The sequence below is a fragment of the Nocardia macrotermitis genome (genome assembly GCF_009604405.1).
GTDB classification, from domain to species: domain Bacteria; phylum Actinomycetota; class Actinomycetes; order Mycobacteriales; family Mycobacteriaceae; genus Nocardia; species Nocardia macrotermitis.
In genome coordinates this window covers 284,640-300,698 of sequence record NZ_WEGK01000006.1, presented here as the reverse complement: position 1 = coordinate 300,698, position 16,059 = coordinate 284,640, and the positions used below count along the sequence as shown (strand labels likewise).

Here is a 16,059-nt window from a genome sequence, read left to right as displayed (position 1 = left end):
GTACCTGCCCGTTCGCGCCGATCCGAGCCTTTCCCGAAGCATGGTGGCCCGCGCTCACCCCTCGCGAACAGTGAGGTCAGCCGCGCGCCGAGCCCTCCGGCCACACAACCGTCACCGGCACACCGCGCTCACGCGCCAGCGCGACCACACTGCCGGTGCCGCCGCGCTCGCCCCCTTCTCCATCCCATACGGCGATCAGCCGATCGCACGATCCGACCACGACCTCGTTCGCGGCCTCGTACGCTTCAGCGCCGGCGTCATCGAAGTCCATCACCTGAACGCGTTCCGCGCGCTGCACCAGTTCATCGAACAGCGGCGCGTGATCCGGCTTCACCTTCCGCTCCCGATAGTTCCGCGAGGGCACGACAACCTCCAACCGTCCGCCCGCGTCGAGTGCGGCTCGAGCGAACACCGAATCAGCTCCCCGCGCAATGCAACTCACACCGGTCACCTCGGCGGCCCCACCGACCGCAGTGATCTGGCGGGTGATCTCCGCGTACACCAACGGTGTTGTGTCCGCGGTCAGGTTCATGTGTCCAGTGACACCGATTCGCACGGCTCGACTCCTCTACATCGTTGCGTCAACCATGGGCCGGATCCGGTCGCGCAGTTCCGCGATCTGACCGGCCTGGGCCAGCTGTCCGGTCCGGTCGCACACCTTCTGGAGCTTCTTGCGCACGCGGTCGGAGCTGGTCTTGCCGACCGTATCCAACGCGTCGAAGCCGAGTCGGCACGCCTCCTCGTACTCACCGGCGATCATGCGGGCCTCGACGATCCCGAGCTGGTCCAGAGCGGAGCTGCGCAGCCGCTCCGGCCGCCGCGCACCGATCGCCCACGCGATCGAATCGGCGGCTTCACCGGCAAAGGTCGAGTCTCGGCGGGCGATATCCAGCAGACGACCACCGATAGTGCCGACCAGCTCCGCGGAGTCGAAGTAGTTGATCCAGTAAGGATCCGATGCCGGATCGGAGTTGGAGAATTCGTCGAATGCCTTGCCGCACGCCCACCGGAATGCTGAGGGCCGCCCAAAGCCCACTTCTTCACCACCGACAGGGATACGCCAGCGCGCATAGCGAAATCCCGCTGGGAGAGTCGCAGCGCATCGCGCAGCGCGGTCGCGTCGGCACCAGTCCACATGACCTGCATACCCAATCCCCTGTCCCCGGTGTGAGCTGCGTGTACCAGCGTGAACCGAGCGTATACCAGCGTGGCCCGCGCCGATCTTCTCTTGCGAATCATTCGGCGCGAGAGTTGATTTCACGCGCCGCCGCCGAGTGGAGAGGCACCTCGGCAGCGGCGCGCACCATCCGTCAGCCGGAAGAAGGCAGCGCACCCTCATGGAGACCGATACACAGCTTGCGCAGAAGAAAATCGCAATTCCCTTTCTGCGCATCGAGATTCGATACGGGAACGATCCAGGCGACCACCTGGACCAGCGCCCGCGTAAGCGCGCAGCGCGCGGCGTCCTCATCGAGCACGGCCATTTCCGATGAGTCCTGAACTGCCGCGCCGCATACCCGGCGCGCCCGAAACCCCACACCGAACCGGGTCAGCCAGTTTCGCGCTGCTGATCCGCGTAGCGACCGGCCTCGATGCATGGGCCGAGCGTGATCACGCGAAAACCCTTGCACAGGAGGATGAATGGACGGGCCATGGATCTGGTCGTGGATGATCGACGGCCAACACCCCATGCACGTGGGCGTGGATCCGCCTCGCCATCAGCACCGAGACCGCGGTATGGATCGACCAGGAAAGGCCGCGAGAACCGCAGCGGCACAGAATAATTCAGGGGAGAACAAATGAAGATCGTCACCGTAATCGTGGGGGCAGCTGCCGCAACGCTTCTGGGTGTCGTGGCAGCACCGGTCGCGGCAGCACCGGTCACCCCGGTCAGCAATGCGGGCTGTCTCGTGCACCCCATCGGGCCGCACAAGATCGGACACGGCTCGACCGCGCCGATCAGCTTCGGATTCAAAGTCGCGTGCTATCCACGTGACCCTGATCCGCGGGCCGTGACCGTCAAACTGTGGCGCAAGAACGTCCACACGGGACAGATCTATATGCACGCCGAACGAACCGACCACAGCACCAAGGCAATGGACGAGAAGATCTACTACGCATCCTGCTCGGATGCGTCGGTTCAATGGGAATTCCACACCGAAGCCATCGCCACAGCGGTCTACGATTACTCCGCTGGCCACGATGACGGCAACAGCGACCCCGCGCTACTCGACTGCTGACCAGAAAGGATGGCCCCGGTGAGCCGTACCGAACTTCACCCGGCGATCCCGGTCGCGCACGAAGCGCTCGGCAACTTCCCTGGAGACTTCAGCGTCGTAGCTTTTCTGCCTCACGACAATGTTGCTGGTGTCGTCATGGACAGCGAGCAGGCTCGGGCCGTCGTGATCGTCGAGAACACCGACGGGATATGGACCGCCCCGGGCGCAATCATCGGCAGCCCTCCACCGGAACGCCCACGCGAACCGGCCACACCCGATCATCTGCCGTTGGCGCGCATGAACCGCAAACGCACAGGACAGGTTGACGCCGCAGGCAACTGGGTGGGGGATGTCTGGTACGCCGTGACCGGGCTCGCCGCCGAGGACGCAACCGAAATCGCCGTCATCGTCGGCGGGCACGAGTATCGGGAGCCGATCGGCGACGGCGGGCTAGCGTTCGCGTTCGCCCGGATCCACGCCGAGGACGAACCGGTTGTATTCGTGCACACCCGCGACGGCCGCGCGGTGCGCGCGACTCACTGACCCTGGAGACGAAAAATACACCCCGGCCGCAGCAACGCGACCGGGGTGCACCCCTGTGTATCTCACGACCTCATCAGCCCAGCAGGGACACGACCATGAAGCTGTGCCATAAGATCGCGCTCCGTATCGGCTGCGTCATCACCGGCCTCGCGCTCGGCGCCGCCTTTCGACTCCGGTCTCGGGGCAGCCGTTGGTGCCCGGCCCTCACCAACAGGGGCCGCACCACAACGAATTGCAGGACAGACCCTAGGCCGTCGACTCCGCCGTGCTCGGTCGCACCAGGGGCAGGCGGACCTTGAACTCGGTGCGGCCGGGTTCGCTGTCGACGGTGATCTCGCCGCCGTGGGCCTTGACCACTGCCGCGACGATGGCGAGGCCCAGGCCCGTGCTGCCCGCGTGGCGGGAGCGGGAGGAGTCGCCGCGGGCGAAGCGTTGGAAGACCTCCGGTTGCAGGGTGGCGGGGATGCCGGGGCCGTCGTCTCGTACGGTCCAGACCGCGGAATCGGTGTCGACCTGCAGGGTGGCGAGGACGCTGGTGCCGGGTGGGGTGTGGACGCGGGCGTTGGTGAGCAGGTTTGCCAGGACCTGGTGCAGGCGGGCGACATCGCCGAGGACCATCACCGGCGTATCAGGCAGCGACAGGTCCCAGTGGTGGTCCGGGCCCGCGATGTGGGCGTCGGAGATGGCGTCGACGGTCAGCGGGGTCAGGTCGACCGGCTGGCGTTCCAGCGGGCGGCCCGAATCCAGGCGGGCCAGCAGCAGCAGGTCCTCCACGAGGCCGGACATCCGGTGGGCGGCCGCGTCCACCCGGCCCATGGCTTCGGCCACGATCGGCGGGACCTCGTCCCGATTGCGTTGTGCCAGTTCGGTATAGCCGCGGATGGCGGCCAGCGGCGTGCGCAATTCGTGGCTGGCGTCGGCGACGAACTGCCGCACCCGGATCTCGCTGTCGTGCCGGGCCGAGAGGGCACCGGCGATATGTTCCAGCATCCGGTTCACTGCGGCGCCGAGCTTGCCGACCTCGGTGCCGGGATCGGAGTCCGCGGCCGGAACCCGCACGGGCAGTTCGACTTCCCCGCGATCCAGCGGCAGCCGGGCCACCCGGGCCGCGGTCGAGGCGACCCGGTCCAGCGGGGCCAGGGCGCGCCGGATCACCCAGACGCCCACGGTGATGGCGACGGCCAGCGCGACGATCGTGACGATCACCGAAACCAGAAGTCCCCGCATGAGTGTCGCGTTCACCGAGTCCATCGGCAGGCCGGTGACGATGGTGACGTGCTTGTAGGTCTGGCTCGCCACCACGCGATAGCTGCCCACGCCGTCCAGATCGATCGTGACCGGCCTGCCGTCGGTCGTGAGGCTCGCCAGCTGGCTCTTCGCGGTGTCACTCAGCGCGACCTGACTACCGTCGGAACCTATCTTGCCCGCAGCGGTGACCTTTCCGTCGGCGACCATCGCGCCGATCGAATCGGGTTGGATGCCACCGCGATTGAGGAAGGTCGGGCCCGCACCGGATGTCGTGGCATCCGGCAGGCGGGGCGGTGGATGCGCGGACCAGTCGGCCGGGAGCGGTCCGACGAGGGAGCCGCCACCGGAATCCATCAGGGCGTGCTTCTCGGTGTCCATCAGTTGCGTGTCGAGCTGATGCACCAGGAACTGTTGCAGCGCAAGCTCTGTCGCGGCGCCGATGCCGACGACGACGAGCACCAGCAACAGCACCTGGCCGACCAGCAGCCGCAGGCGCAGCGACCAGCGTCGCGGAGACCAGCGGCCCGAGCGGCGGTAGCTGTCGGATTCACCCGCGGACTCGCGAACCGAACCGGCCCGCGAATGCCGCCGAGAAGTTCCGGAATCGGCTGTGTCCCTGGCAGATTCGTGCGCATCGTGCCCGGAGTAGTGCCGCCGCAACGGCACCGCCGCGGCGCCGGCGACCGGGGGCTCAGGTAGCAGGCTTGAGGACATAGCCCGCCCCCCGGAGTGTGTGGATCATCGGCTCGCGCCCGTTGTCGATCTTCTTGCGCAGGTAGGAGACGTAGAGCTCGACGATATTGGAGGTGCCGCCGAAGTCGTAGTTCCAGACCCGGTCCAGGATCTGCGCCTTGCTCAGCACGCGCTTGGGGTTGCGCATGAAGAAGCGCAGCAGCTCGAATTCGGTGGAGGTCAACGTGATCGGGTCGCCGCCGCGGGTCACCTCATGGCTGTCCTCGTCCAGGATGAGGTCGCCGACGACGATCTGAGCGCCGCTGTCGTGCAACGTGATTCCGGTGCGACGCAGCAGGGCGCGCAGGCGCAGCACGACCTCCTCGATGCTGAACGGCTTGGTGACGTAGTCGTCGCCGCCCGCGGTGAGTCCGGCGATCCGATCCTCGACCGAATCCTTGGCGGTCAGCAGCAGCACCGGCAGATGGGCGATCTCGGCGCGCATCTTGCCCAGCACCTCGAGTCCGGTCATATCGGGCAGCATGACGTCCAGGACGACCACGTCGGGACGGGTCTCACGAGCGCGGGCGATGGCGGTGCGGCCGTCACCGGCGCTGTGCACCTCCCAGCCCTCGAACCGCAACGCCATCGACAACATCTCGGCCAGCATCGGCTCGTCGTCGACGACCAGCACGGTCACGGGACTGCCGTCGGCGCGGCGCATCACGGGGCGTTCGGTCGGGGAATTGGCACTGGTCATAGCGGTCACCTCATCATGGTCACGCCCACTGCTCGGAGCGGGCTTTGTCCCTGCTGTGCGCTACCTGTGAAACCTCGGCGGACCCGGAAAACCATTCGTGACCAGGGCGCACATATCGAACACTGACGCCGCGCACAGCCCGCACCCAGCTTGGCCGCACACGGTGGAGCCAACACCGACGACCCAGTCGGGCCTCGTACCCAAGGAGTAACTCCATCATGACCGCTCCCGAGCAGCCCCCGCGCCCCGAGCAGCCCGAACACGCCGAGCAGGCGCAGACCGAACCGGTCGCCACCGAGCCGACCTGGGGTGCGGCCCAGACCACACCCTCGACCTGGAACAAGCGCAAGACCATCGCCACGGTCGGTATCGCGGCCGCGATCGCCGCGGTGGGCGGCGGCGTCATCTACGCGGCGTCGGGCAATTCGTCCGAGCACGACCGCTTCGGCGGGCCGGGCGGCGGGCCCGGCTGGAGTATGAACAGTCAGGGCGGCGGGGCGAATTCGTCCGGTCCGGGCGGCGGCAACTCCGGGCCGGGCAATGCGATCGGCACGCCGACGCTGCACGGTCAGTTCGTCATCTCCGACGGCAACGGCGGATACACCACCGAACTCACCCAAACCGGAACCGTCACAGCGATTTCCGCCGATTCGATCACCGCGAAGAGTACCGACAGCTACACCCACACCTACACCATCAACACCACGACGCAGTCCGAGTCCGGGCTGAAAGTCGGTGACACGGTGAGTATTCGGGCTACCGATGCGAACGGGACGTCCACGGCGACGGTCATCACCGAGCCCAGCCTCAGTCAGAGCAGCAACGGTTTGAGTCGTCGCAACAACCACACGTCCGGGCGACCGGGTGGCACGAACGACGACACCAGTGGTGATCAGAACCAGATGCCCAGTGGGCCAGGACAATTCGGCCCTGGCGGCATGGGCGGTGGTCCGGGAACGCCGATGGACGCGCAGGCGCCCACGACCAACTGACGACCGCCGCCGCGTCCGGCCCGACGCCCACACGGGCAGGTACCGAATGCCGCAGGTCGGCACCGACGATCCGGTCCGGCCGGACCGGCCGGATGTCCATAGCGGGCGGATCAGGTTCCGCAACCGCCGACGACACTTCACCGCGCCGACGCGGAGTCGGGTTCAGCGGCCCACCTTGCGCCGGTACTCCTCGACCTCCGCGGCGGTCGGCGGGTTCGCTCCCCGGCGGGCGCAGGTCAGGGCGGCGATCAGGGCGGCCTCGCCCAGCAGTTGATCCAGGTCGGATTCATCGATGGCGCGCAAGGCCTTTCGTCGGTTCGCCCCGAGCAGGTCGCGGCGGTGCAGACCGGCGAGCAGACCGGTGGAGAAGGCGTCGCCCGCGCCGACGGTGTCGACCAGTTCGATCGGCATGCCTGGGCGATGGATCGGCGTGCGCCCCTCGGCGGTGGCGGCCAGCGCACCGTCACCACCGAGGGTGACCGCGACCAGCGCCGGGCCCCAACTCGCCCAATCCACCACGACGTCCTGCGGCGAACGTCCCGGATACAGCCATTCCAGATCCTCCGAACTGACCTTGACCACATCGGCCAGCCGCACCACCGCTTCGCAACGCTCCCGCGCCTGCTCGTGAATCATCAACTGCGGCCGCATATTCGGGTCGTAGGAGATCGTCGCGGTGGGCCGGGCGCGTTCGAGCAGACGGAACAGCGCATCGGCTCCCGGCTGCTGCGTAATCGCCAGCGACCCGGTGTGCAGAGCGACCACGTCACCCTCGAGCGCATCGGCGAGCTCGGCATCGGTCCACTGCCAATCCGCGGTGCCGTCGATCCGAAAGTCGTACTGCGCGACACCATCCGAATCCAAGTCCACGATCGCCAGCGAGGTCGGCTCGGCCGCCTCAACCGTATGATCGAGACTGATCTCATTGCGCCGCAAATGATCCCGAACCCGATCCCCCATCGCCCCCGCCCCGATCCGCGCCAACATCCGCACCGGCGCCCCCAACCGCACCAACCCGACCGCCACATTCGTCGGACTCCCCCCGGGCATCGCCACGAACTGCCCCGCGACATCGGCAGGCACGAGATCGACCAACGCCTCCCCCGCCACCGCGATAACGCCCTCACCCCGCCCTACTGCTTCACCGGATTCCGCGCTCACTTCGGCCACCGCGCACACTTCCTTACCGATCCGATCACCACATCGCGAAAAGACAACGCCGTCAGAGACGATAGCCAGTGACCTGCAACTCGTCCAAGAATCGCCGGAGTCCATCGCTGGTAGCCATCGAAAACGAGCTCACACCGTCGTCCGATCCGCGGTTATCATGACCGATATGGGTGTCCCACATGTCGCACCGTCGAACCTCCCGGCCTATATGACCTGGGAAGAGCTCGAACTCCTTCCCGCAGAGATCGCGGGCCAGATCGAGCTGTGGAACGGGCGTGTGGTGTGGGCGCGGCGCGGTCCGGCGGAACATCAGGACTTCACGAACCTGCTCTGGTCGGGCCTGCGGCGTTGCGCCCGGCAGGACATGCAGGACAATCTCGAACATTGCTGGCGAGTGTCGACCGAGACGAACATCTTCTTCGGAGAAACCGGCAAGTCCGATTACGTGACTCCCGACTTTCTGATCTATCGCTGCCTTGAGGAGGAGTTTCAGGATATCCGCGCTGCGGATGTCTACGTCGCCGGAGAGGTCATTTCCCCCTCGAACTCCGACCGGGATATCGAAGAGAAGAAAGTACGTTATGCGCGCGGAGGCATCCCGTGGTACTGGGAGGTACAGATGGGACATTCGCCTCGCCGTATCAAGATTGTCCGCGCGTATGCGCTGGAAACCGGCCATGGGACGTTGCCAGCAGGCGTGACACCATTACATCCGGCGAACTACGTACTCGCCGGGATGTGGCGTTCCGGTACACCGGGCACGAACGACAACACAGTGCAGGACAAATCCGATCCGGACGGAATCACTTTCGAGTTTCCCTTCCCGATTCGAATCCCTTGGAGCGAACTCGAATTCTGACGCAGACTCACCGGACGAAAGCGGCTCGGCCGAGCGACATCGGGTGCGGATGATCCAGCGAATGCGCCGATATGCGAATGATCATCGCCTGATGTGTCGCGGCAGGCGAGTCGGGTCAGCCGCCCGCGTTGAGGTCGCGGGCGAGGGCGGTGGCAGTGTCTCGGAGTAGGGGGATGATGGTGTTCATGTCGAGGCCGGAGACTCGGGCCTGGGGGCCGGAGATGGAGAGGGCGGCGCGGGTGGGGGCGTCGGGGATGGCGGCGGCGAAGCAGCGGACGCCGATTTCCTGTTCGCCGTCGTCCTGGGCGTAGCCGAGTTCGCGGATCTGGTCGATCTCCGCGCGGATCACCGCGGGGTTGGTGATGGTGTGAATTGTGCGGGGGCTCATGGTGATTCGGGACAGGATGCGGTCGACCTCGGCGGGGGGCAGGGTGGCCAGGACGGCCTTGCCGACGGCGGTGCAGTGCAGGTCCACGCGCTGGCCGACCTCGGTGAACATGCGCATCGCGTGCGGGGAGGGCACCTGGGCGACGTAGACGACCTGATCCCCGTCCAGCACCGCCATATTGGAGGTTTCCCCGGTCAGATCCCGCAGCCGGGTCAGGTGCGGTCGCGCCGACGCGCCGAGCACCCGACTGGCCGTCTCACCGAGCCGAATCAGCCTGGGCCCCAACGAGTATCGCCGCGAGGGCTGCTGCCGGATGTAACCGCCCGAGATGAGCGTGCGCAACAGCCGGTGAATCGTCGGCTGCGGCAGCCCGGAAGCCTCCGCGAGCTGGGACAGCGTCGCCTCCCCGCCCGCGTCGGCCACCAACTCCAGCAGTTCGAAGGCCCGATCGACGGACTGCACACCGCCACTGGCCCGCGTCTGCGTCTCGGTCACGGCGCTCGTCCTCCTCGGTAGGCGTTTCCGTCATCCTGCCAGTAAGTTCCGCCATACGGAAGTTCGGGCCGGGGAATTCACTCCGGGGAAACGCGCCGAGGCACGGTGGCGGCAAGAGATCCCGTTCAGCAGAAGCCCGGGATACCGTGCCAGGCGTTGCCGGGTTCGGGTGCGTCATCGCGTTCGACAGTGGCCTCGATCAGCCCGTACGGCCGGTCCGCCGCGATGAACACCTCCCCCGGATTCTCGATACCGAACCGATCCAGGTCGTAGAGGAAGTGATGCTTGTTGGGCGCGGAGAAACGGATCTCGGCGACGCCCGGATGCTGCTCGAGCACCGCGCGCCCCATGCTGTACAACGTCTGCTGCAACGCGTAGGAATGCACAACCGCGAACTCCCGCAACAGAATCGAGCGAATCGAGTCGAAACTCGCATCCCAATCGATCGTGCCGACGGGGTCGTAACGCCAGCGCGCGATCAGGGAGGTCGCCATGATCCGATCGGTGGTCGGCTCCAGGGTGGTGAATTCGTCCTCGAAGAAACCGTGGAACTCCGAACCGGTCGTCTTCAGCAGCACCAGATCCTTGATCCCGGCCACCACCTGCGCCCGCCGATCCGATCCGGTCCCATCGATATTGACCACCGTCGTGCGCACTCCCCCGCCGGTCCGCACGAAGGAGTGGTCGTGCGGCGCGCCGTCGACCGGGATGCGATCCCAGCCGTACTCGTCGATCTCGATGCGCGCGCCGTCCGCCCCCGGACAGCGGGCGATGAAGTGGTCACCGAGGGTGAGCGCGAAATCCTCGATCGCGGCCACGCCCTGCTGCTTCGCGAAGGCGAAGACGGTGTTCTTCTGCGAATCGGTGGGCAGCACGTCGCGCTGCTCGCCGGTGATGTGCGCGTCCTCGAACCGGCCGCGCAGCGCGGTGGAGACGTTGAGATCGCGGATCCGATGACGTTCGGTCTCCCGGAACACGCGCACGAGACGGTTCTCGGCCTTGCCGTACTGATTGGGCCCGAGCCGGATGGCCATGGGTCAACTCCCTCGATAGGTGGACAGGGCGAACGGGGACAACAGCAGCGGAACATGGTGGTGCTGTTGCGGATCGGTGATGGCGAAGGTCACCGTCACCTCGGGGAAGAAGTGCGCGCGATCGCCGTAGTAGGCGGTGGTGTCGAAGGTGAGCCGGTACCGTCCGGCCTCGACGCGCTCGGGGCCGAGGGCGGTGCAGCGGCCGTCCTCGTCGGTGCGGCCGGTGGCCAGTTCCCGCCAGCCTTCGGAGGTGCGCAGCTCGAGCAGCACGGGGACGTCGCGGGCGGGATGCCCCTCGGCGGTGTCGAGCACATGGGTGGTGATGGCGCTGCGGGTCATGCGATTACCGTCCCTTCCAAGCGTTTTCGCGCGATCGCGGCGAGTTCCCCTCTGGTGACCAGTATTTCGTCCTCGGGGGCGTTGTCCAGGCGGGCGGTGAGATCGGCGAGCAGTTCCGGTCCGGTGCGACCGGCGGCGCACACCAGATAGATGAGCCCGAATCGGGCTTCGTAGGCGAGATTTCCCGCGCGCAACCGCTCGAGCAGTTCGGCATCGGCACGATCGACGCCGGACTGCTCACCCGCGGGCCGGGAGCCCGGGGCGGTCGCCGCACCGATGCGCGGATGATCGGCGAGTGCGGCGCGCACCTGATCGGGACGCAGGGCGAGCACCTCGCGTTCGGCCAGGGCCAGCAGCGTCGGGCGATCGGCGTAGGGCCGGGCGGCGGCGACCGCCTCGATCCATGCCGGTAGGCCGACGACCTCGCGCAACACGGCCCGCCAGTCCTGCTCGGGCAGCTCGTTCAGCTGCGTCATCATCAGTGGTTGCCGCATTCGCCACACCTCCGGGTCCCATTGTTCCGGCGGGCTCGCGGCCGGAGACCGAACGATCGAATCGTTCCGAAAGTTCTGCATTGTGGAATCTTAGTTCCGTCATAGCGAATCTAAGGCGGGCGCGACACGCTGTCAACAGTTCGGACGCGGTTCGTCCGACATCGACGAAAAGTGTTGACCACCATGCCCGATGAGCGTTACCGTCATATTACGGAAGTGAAATTCCATATTACGAAACTTATCGCCACGATCCATGATGAAATAGACGGCAGCGGAGTGGACCGCGCAGGCGAACATCCCGAGACGGAGAGATACGGCATGACCCGACACCCCCTGCCCTACGCGGTGAATCTGTCCATCCTGTTCGCCGAACTCCCGCTGCTCGAGCGTCCCGCCGCCGCCGCGGCCGCCGGATTCGAGGCGGTGGAGTTCTGGTGGCCCTTCCCCACCGCGACCCCGCCCGACGCCGACGTCGACGCCTTCGTCGCGGCGATCGAACGGGCCGGGGTGCGGCTGATCGGGCTGAACCTGTTCGCCGGGGATATGCCGGCCGGTGATCGCGGGTTGGTTTCCTGGCCCGGCCGGGAGGACGAGTTCGCCGCCGGTGTCGCGGCGGCCGCGCGGATCGGCGGACGCCTGGGTTGCCCGGCGTTCAACGCTCTCTACGGCAATCGGATCGAGGGCCAGGTACCCGGGATCCAGGACGACGTGGCGATCGGCAATCTGGGGGTGGCCGCCCGCGCGCTCGGGGAGATCGGCGGGACCGTGCTGATCGAGCCGGTCAGCGGGATACCGGCGTATCCGTTGCAGACCGCGCAGGATGCGGTCGGCGTCATCGACCGGGTGAGCGCCGCGCACGACGTGCGGAATCTGGGTCTGCTCGCGGACCTCTACCACCTGACGGTCAACGATGACGACCTGGACAAGGCGATCGAGGGTTACGGCGATCGGATCGCACACGTGCAGATCGCCGATGCGCCCGGACGTCACGAACCGGGCAGTGGCGAGGTGGACATCTTCGGGCATCTGGGCAGGATCGCCGCGGCCGGTTATCGCGGATACGTTGCCGCGGAATACATCCCGACCGGTGCGAGCGCCGACAGTTTCGGTTGGATGCACGTGACGCCCTGAACCGGCATCGCCCCTCTTGTCGAACTTGCCTCGGATACAACAGCATTGGAGAAGATGTGACCAGGATCGGATTCATCGGACTCGGAATCATGGGTGCTCCCATGGCATCTCACCTGGCCAAGGCGGGGCACGAGGTGATCGGCCACACCCACAGTCCGGCCGCGTACGCGCGATTGCGGGGCGATGGTGGCAGTTCCGCGGACAGCGTCGCGGATGCGGTGCGGGATGCGGAAGTCGTCATCACCATGCTGCCCAACCATCCTCAGGTCGAAGAGGTGGTGCTCAGGGCGGACGGGGTGTTCGCCCACGCACCCGCGGGCGCGCTGCTGATCGACTTCTCCACCATCCGGCCGGAGAGTTCGATCGCGCTGGCCGAGGCCGGTGCGGCCGCCGGCTTCCGGGTGCTGGACGCGCCGGTCTCCGGTGGTCAGGGCGGGGCCGAGGAAGGCGTGCTGTCCATCATGGTGGGCGGCGAGGAGGACGATTTCACCACGGCCACACCGATTTTCGAGGTTCTCGGTAAGACCTTCATCCACGTCGGACCGCACGGTGCGGGGCAGGTGGTGAAGGCGGCCAATCAACTCGTCGTCGGCGGCACCTACGCGCTCGTGGCGGAGGCGATCGTGCTGATGGAGTCGCTGGGCGTGGACGCAGGGAAGGGGCTGGACGTGCTCGCGGGCGGTCTGGCGGGAAGTACGATCCTGGACCGCAAGCGCGCATCGATGGTGGCGCGGGAATTCACGCCCGGATTCCGAATCGACCTGCACCACAAGGATATGGGGATCGTCGCCGATGCCGCGCGGCAGGCCGATCTCGCGCTGCCGAGCGCCGCGCTGACCGCCTCCCTGATCGCCGCGGGGCGGGCACAGGGGCTGGGGACGCTGGATCATTCGGCGCTGCTGAAGGTTGTCGAGAATCTCAACGGAATCGGCGGGAAATAGTCATGGCACCGCGAATCATCCTGGCACCGGACAAGTTCAAGGGGTCACTGACCGCTCGGCAGGTGGCCGACGCGGTGGGTGAGGGCATCCGGCGGGTTCGTCCCGACGCGTCGATCACCTGGGTTCCGGTGGCCGATGGCGGGGAGGGGACGGTGGATGCGGCCGTAGCGGCCGGGTTCGAGCCGTGCGAGGTGGAGGTCACCGGGCCGACGGGTGAGGAGGTGCGAACATCCTTCGCGCACAACGGATCCGTCGCCGTGGTGGAGGCCGCCGCGGCGTGCGGGCTGTACCAGTTGCCCGGTGGTGTGCTCGCGCCGTTGACGGCGACCAGCCGTGGTGTCGGCGAATTGATTCTGGCCGCGCTCGATACCGGTTGTCGCACAGTGGTTCTCGGTGTGGGTGGGAGTGCCTGCACCGATGGTGGGGCCGGATTGGTTGCCGCGCTGGGCGCTTCGCTACTGGATGCCGACGGCCGGGAGGTGGGTCCCGGTGGAGGCAGCCTGATCGATATCGCTCATCTGGATCTGCACCGGATCGATCCGCGTATCCGGGACGCCGATCTGGTACTGGCCAGTGATGTGGACAATCCGCTGCTCGGAATCCACGGTGCCGCTACGATTTTCGGGCCGCAGAAGGGTGCGAGCGCGGGCGAGGTGGCGGCGCTCGAAGCCGGTCTCACCCATTGGGCTCGGCTGGTGGCGCAGCACACCGGGCTCGACGTCGCCGATCGTCCCGGAGCCGGGGCCGCCGGAGGGATCGGGTTCGCCGCGCTGGCGGTACTCGGCGCGCGCCGGTCCGGCGGTATCGATGTGCTGCTGGACCTGGTCGGATTCGACCACGTCGTGCGGGACGCGGATCTCGTGGTGACCGGTGAGGGCTCACTCGACACGCAAACCCTGCACGGTAAGGCCCCCGTCGGTGTGGCCGACCGCGCCGCACGGGCCGGAGTGCGGACGATCGCCGTCGCCGGTCGGCAGCTGCTGGATGCGGACCAGTTGCGCACCGCCGGGTTCGCGGCCGCCTACCCGCTCACCGATCTCGAGCCCGATCTGCGACGTTGTCAGAGCGAGGCCGCGGCACTGCTGCGACAGCAGGGGGAACGAATTGCCCGCGAACAGCTCGCCGCCACACCATGATGCCGACCACGCCCGCTGTCCGGGCGGAAGCCGGAAACCCTACGCCGTCAAAGGGTTTCCGACTTCCACCCCTTCGGCGGGCGCGGGCGAACCACGACGATCGGCGGTCCTTCCGGCACGAAACAACCGGCCGGGCCGCCAATCCCGAAGCCCCGATTCCAGCAACACGCCGGAGTCCTGCACACAACACGCAGTCGCTATCACGGTGGCGCTGCGATGCCTGAGCCAGAGAGCCGCCCGCGTGGTCGCCGACCCGAAGCGATCGAACCTTACGGAAATCCAGGAGTCCCAGTGCCCATGAACACACCGAAACAACAGGCCGACAAGGTATTCCGTGCGCGACGGGTGATCACGCCGACGGGTGAGATCGCGGCGAGCGTGGTGGTCGCCGCGGGACGGATCATCGATATCGCGCCGTACGACGCGGTGCCCGACGCCGGTGACGTCGTGGAAGTGCCCGATGACGCGGCGTTGCTGCCCGGGTTGGTCGACAGTCACGTGCATGTGAACGAACCGGGCCGGACCGAGTGGGAGGGGTTCGCCACCGCTACCCGTGCGGCGGCCGCGGGTGGGGTGACGACGTTGATCGATATGCCGCTCAACAGTATTCCCGCCACCGTGGATGTGGCGGCGTTGCGGGCGAAGCGGGATGTCGCCGCGGCGCAGTGCAGTATCGATGTCGGGTTCTGGGGCGGTGCGGTCGGGAGCAATCTCGCCGATATGGGTGAGCTGGTGCGGGCCGGGGTGTTCGGGTTCAAGGCGTTTCTGCTGCCCTCGGGGGTCGACGAGTTCTGTCATCTGGATTCGGCGCAGCTCGAGGATGCGGTGCGGGCCGTCGCCGAACTCGACGCGCTACTGATCGTGCACGCGGAGGATCCGCACGTCATCGAGGCCGCACCCGAGCCGAACGGCCCCGGTTACGCCGATTTCCTGGCGTCACGTCCGGCCGAGGCGGAGATCCGGGCCATCGCGAACCTGATCGAGCTGGCCGAACGGTATGCCGCCCGGGTGCATGTGCTGCATCTGTCGGCGGCGAGTGCGCTGCCGATGCTGGCGGCGGCGCGGGCGCGGGGCGTGCGGATCACCGCCGAGTCCTGTCCGCACTATCTGACCCTGTGCGCCGAGGAGATTCCCGACGGCGCAACGGAATTCAAGTGTTGTCCGCCGATCCGTGATCGCGCGAATCAGCGGGAGCTGTGGAACGGGTTGCGGGACAAGATCATCGACTGCATCGTCAGTGATCACTCGCCGAGTACCGTGGCGCTGAAACGTGCCGGTGACGGGGATTTCGGCAAGGCGTGGGGCGGTATCGCGGGCTTGCAGGTCGGCCTGCCCGCGGTGTGGACGGCCGCACCCGACTGGGTCGATCTGACCGATATGGCCCGCTGGATGGCCACCGCACCCGCCGACCTGGTCGGCTTGGAAACCAAGGGCCGCATAGCAATCGGCGCGGACGCGGACCTGTGCGTCTTCGCCCCGGACGAGGAGTTCGTGGTCGACGCGGCCCGATTGCGGCATCGCAATCCGATCTCGGCCTACCACGGCCGCACCCTGCGCGGCGTGGTCCGTTCCACCTGGTTGCGCGGTGAGCAGATCACCGGCGATCGTCCGCGCGGCCGCCTGTTGCAGAAATGAGGT

The 16,059-nt window shown here is 67.1% G+C and carries 18 protein-coding genes; 8 read left to right on the top strand and 10 right to left on the bottom strand.

Going from position 1 to position 16,059, the window contains the following annotated elements; all coding sequences use genetic code 11:
- Positions 1–76: 76 nt before the first annotated feature.
- The 3 genes from NRB20_RS16675 to NRB20_RS16665 all read right to left on the bottom strand — a co-directional run bounded on the left by NRB20_RS16675 (position 77) and on the right by NRB20_RS16665 (position 1,484).
- The gene (locus NRB20_RS16675) at positions 77–556 is read right to left on the bottom strand and encodes a hypothetical protein (protein ID WP_319945008.1); all 480 of its coding nucleotides are present in this window, start codon (positions 554–556) and stop codon (positions 77–79) included.
- Positions 557–568: 12 nt separating this feature from the next.
- Positions 569–1,036 (bottom strand): hypothetical protein, encoded by a 468-nt coding sequence (locus NRB20_RS16670; RefSeq protein ID WP_153411031.1) that lies wholly within the window; start codon positions 1,034–1,036, stop codon positions 569–571.
- 274 nt (positions 1,037–1,310) lie between these two features.
- Entirely contained in the window at positions 1,311–1,484 is a 174-nt protein-coding gene (locus NRB20_RS16665) for a hypothetical protein (RefSeq protein WP_153411030.1), read from the bottom strand.
- 315 nt (positions 1,485–1,799) lie between these two features.
- Between NRB20_RS16665 and NRB20_RS16660 the strand changes: the two genes are divergently transcribed.
- A complete protein-coding gene (locus tag NRB20_RS16660) occupies positions 1,800–2,240 on the top strand; it encodes a hypothetical protein (protein ID WP_153411029.1) in 441 nt (146 codons plus the stop codon).
- Positions 2,241–2,258: 18 nt separating this feature from the next.
- Positions 2,259–2,762: a hypothetical protein gene (locus tag NRB20_RS16655; RefSeq protein WP_153411028.1), complete on the top strand. Its 504-nt coding sequence runs from the start codon at positions 2,259–2,261 to the stop codon at positions 2,760–2,762.
- A 246-nt stretch (positions 2,763–3,008) separates the two neighbouring features.
- On the opposite strand, the gene NRB20_RS16650 is transcribed toward NRB20_RS16655, so the two are convergent.
- Together NRB20_RS16650 and NRB20_RS16645 are read right to left on the bottom strand one after the other, a co-directional pair.
- Positions 3,009–4,724: a sensor histidine kinase gene (locus NRB20_RS16650; protein ID WP_153411027.1), complete on the bottom strand. Its 1,716-nt coding sequence runs from the start codon at positions 4,722–4,724 to the stop codon at positions 3,009–3,011.
- A complete protein-coding gene (locus tag NRB20_RS16645; RefSeq protein WP_194289895.1) occupies positions 4,702–5,406 on the bottom strand; it encodes a response regulator transcription factor in 705 nt (234 codons plus the stop codon). Before NRB20_RS16645 ends, NRB20_RS16650 begins: the two co-directional genes overlap by 23 nt.
- Before the next feature lie 254 nt (positions 5,407–5,660).
- Here NRB20_RS16645 and NRB20_RS16640 point away from each other — a divergent pair, with 254 nt between their 5' ends.
- Positions 5,661–6,434, top strand: a complete 774-nt coding sequence (locus NRB20_RS16640) for a DUF5666 domain-containing protein (RefSeq protein ID WP_153411025.1) — start codon at positions 5,661–5,663, stop codon at positions 6,432–6,434.
- Positions 6,435–6,596: 162 nt separating this feature from the next.
- On the opposite strand, the gene NRB20_RS16635 is transcribed toward NRB20_RS16640, so the two are convergent.
- The gene (locus NRB20_RS16635) at positions 6,597–7,604 is read right to left on the bottom strand and encodes a carbohydrate kinase family protein (RefSeq protein ID WP_319945007.1); all 1,008 of its coding nucleotides are present in this window, start codon (positions 7,602–7,604) and stop codon (positions 6,597–6,599) included.
- A gap of 166 nt (positions 7,605–7,770) precedes the next feature.
- Here NRB20_RS16635 and NRB20_RS16630 point away from each other — a divergent pair, with 166 nt between their 5' ends.
- On the top strand, positions 7,771–8,463 hold the full coding sequence (locus NRB20_RS16630) for a Uma2 family endonuclease (RefSeq protein WP_227833575.1): 693 nt from the start codon (positions 7,771–7,773) through the stop codon (positions 8,461–8,463).
- A gap of 115 nt (positions 8,464–8,578) precedes the next feature.
- On the opposite strand, the gene NRB20_RS16625 is transcribed toward NRB20_RS16630, so the two are convergent.
- The 4 genes from NRB20_RS16625 to uraD form a co-directional block, all read right to left on the bottom strand.
- Positions 8,579–9,346, bottom strand: a complete 768-nt coding sequence (locus NRB20_RS16625) for an IclR family transcriptional regulator (protein ID WP_319945006.1) — start codon at positions 9,344–9,346, stop codon at positions 8,579–8,581.
- Between the two features lie 125 nt (positions 9,347–9,471).
- The gene (pucL, locus tag NRB20_RS16620; protein WP_153411023.1) at positions 9,472–10,380 is read right to left on the bottom strand and encodes a factor-independent urate hydroxylase; all 909 of its coding nucleotides are present in this window, start codon (positions 10,378–10,380) and stop codon (positions 9,472–9,474) included.
- Between the two features lie 3 nt (positions 10,381–10,383).
- Positions 10,384–10,719 (bottom strand): hydroxyisourate hydrolase, encoded by a 336-nt coding sequence (gene uraH, locus NRB20_RS16615; protein WP_153411022.1) that lies wholly within the window; start codon positions 10,717–10,719, stop codon positions 10,384–10,386.
- Positions 10,716–11,213, bottom strand: coding sequence for a 2-oxo-4-hydroxy-4-carboxy-5-ureidoimidazoline decarboxylase (gene uraD, locus NRB20_RS16610; protein WP_227833574.1), 498 nt, complete (start codon positions 11,211–11,213; stop codon positions 10,716–10,718). Before uraD ends, uraH begins: the two co-directional genes overlap by 4 nt.
- Positions 11,214–11,531: 318 nt before the next feature.
- Here uraD and NRB20_RS16605 point away from each other — a divergent pair, with 318 nt between their 5' ends.
- From NRB20_RS16605 to allB, 4 genes are all read left to right on the top strand, one after another.
- Positions 11,532–12,344, top strand: a complete 813-nt coding sequence (locus NRB20_RS16605; RefSeq protein ID WP_153411021.1) for a hydroxypyruvate isomerase family protein — start codon at positions 11,532–11,534, stop codon at positions 12,342–12,344.
- Positions 12,345–12,400: 56 nt separating this feature from the next.
- Entirely contained in the window at positions 12,401–13,285 is an 885-nt protein-coding gene (locus NRB20_RS16600) for an NAD(P)-dependent oxidoreductase (protein ID WP_319945005.1), read from the top strand.
- 2 nt (positions 13,286–13,287) lie between these two features.
- Positions 13,288–14,421, top strand: a complete 1,134-nt coding sequence (locus tag NRB20_RS16595; RefSeq protein ID WP_153411020.1) for a glycerate kinase — start codon at positions 13,288–13,290, stop codon at positions 14,419–14,421.
- Between the two features lie 297 nt (positions 14,422–14,718).
- A complete protein-coding gene (allB, locus tag NRB20_RS16590) occupies positions 14,719–16,056 on the top strand; it encodes an allantoinase AllB (protein WP_153411019.1) in 1,338 nt (445 codons plus the stop codon).
- Positions 16,057–16,059 lie beyond the last annotated feature (3 nt).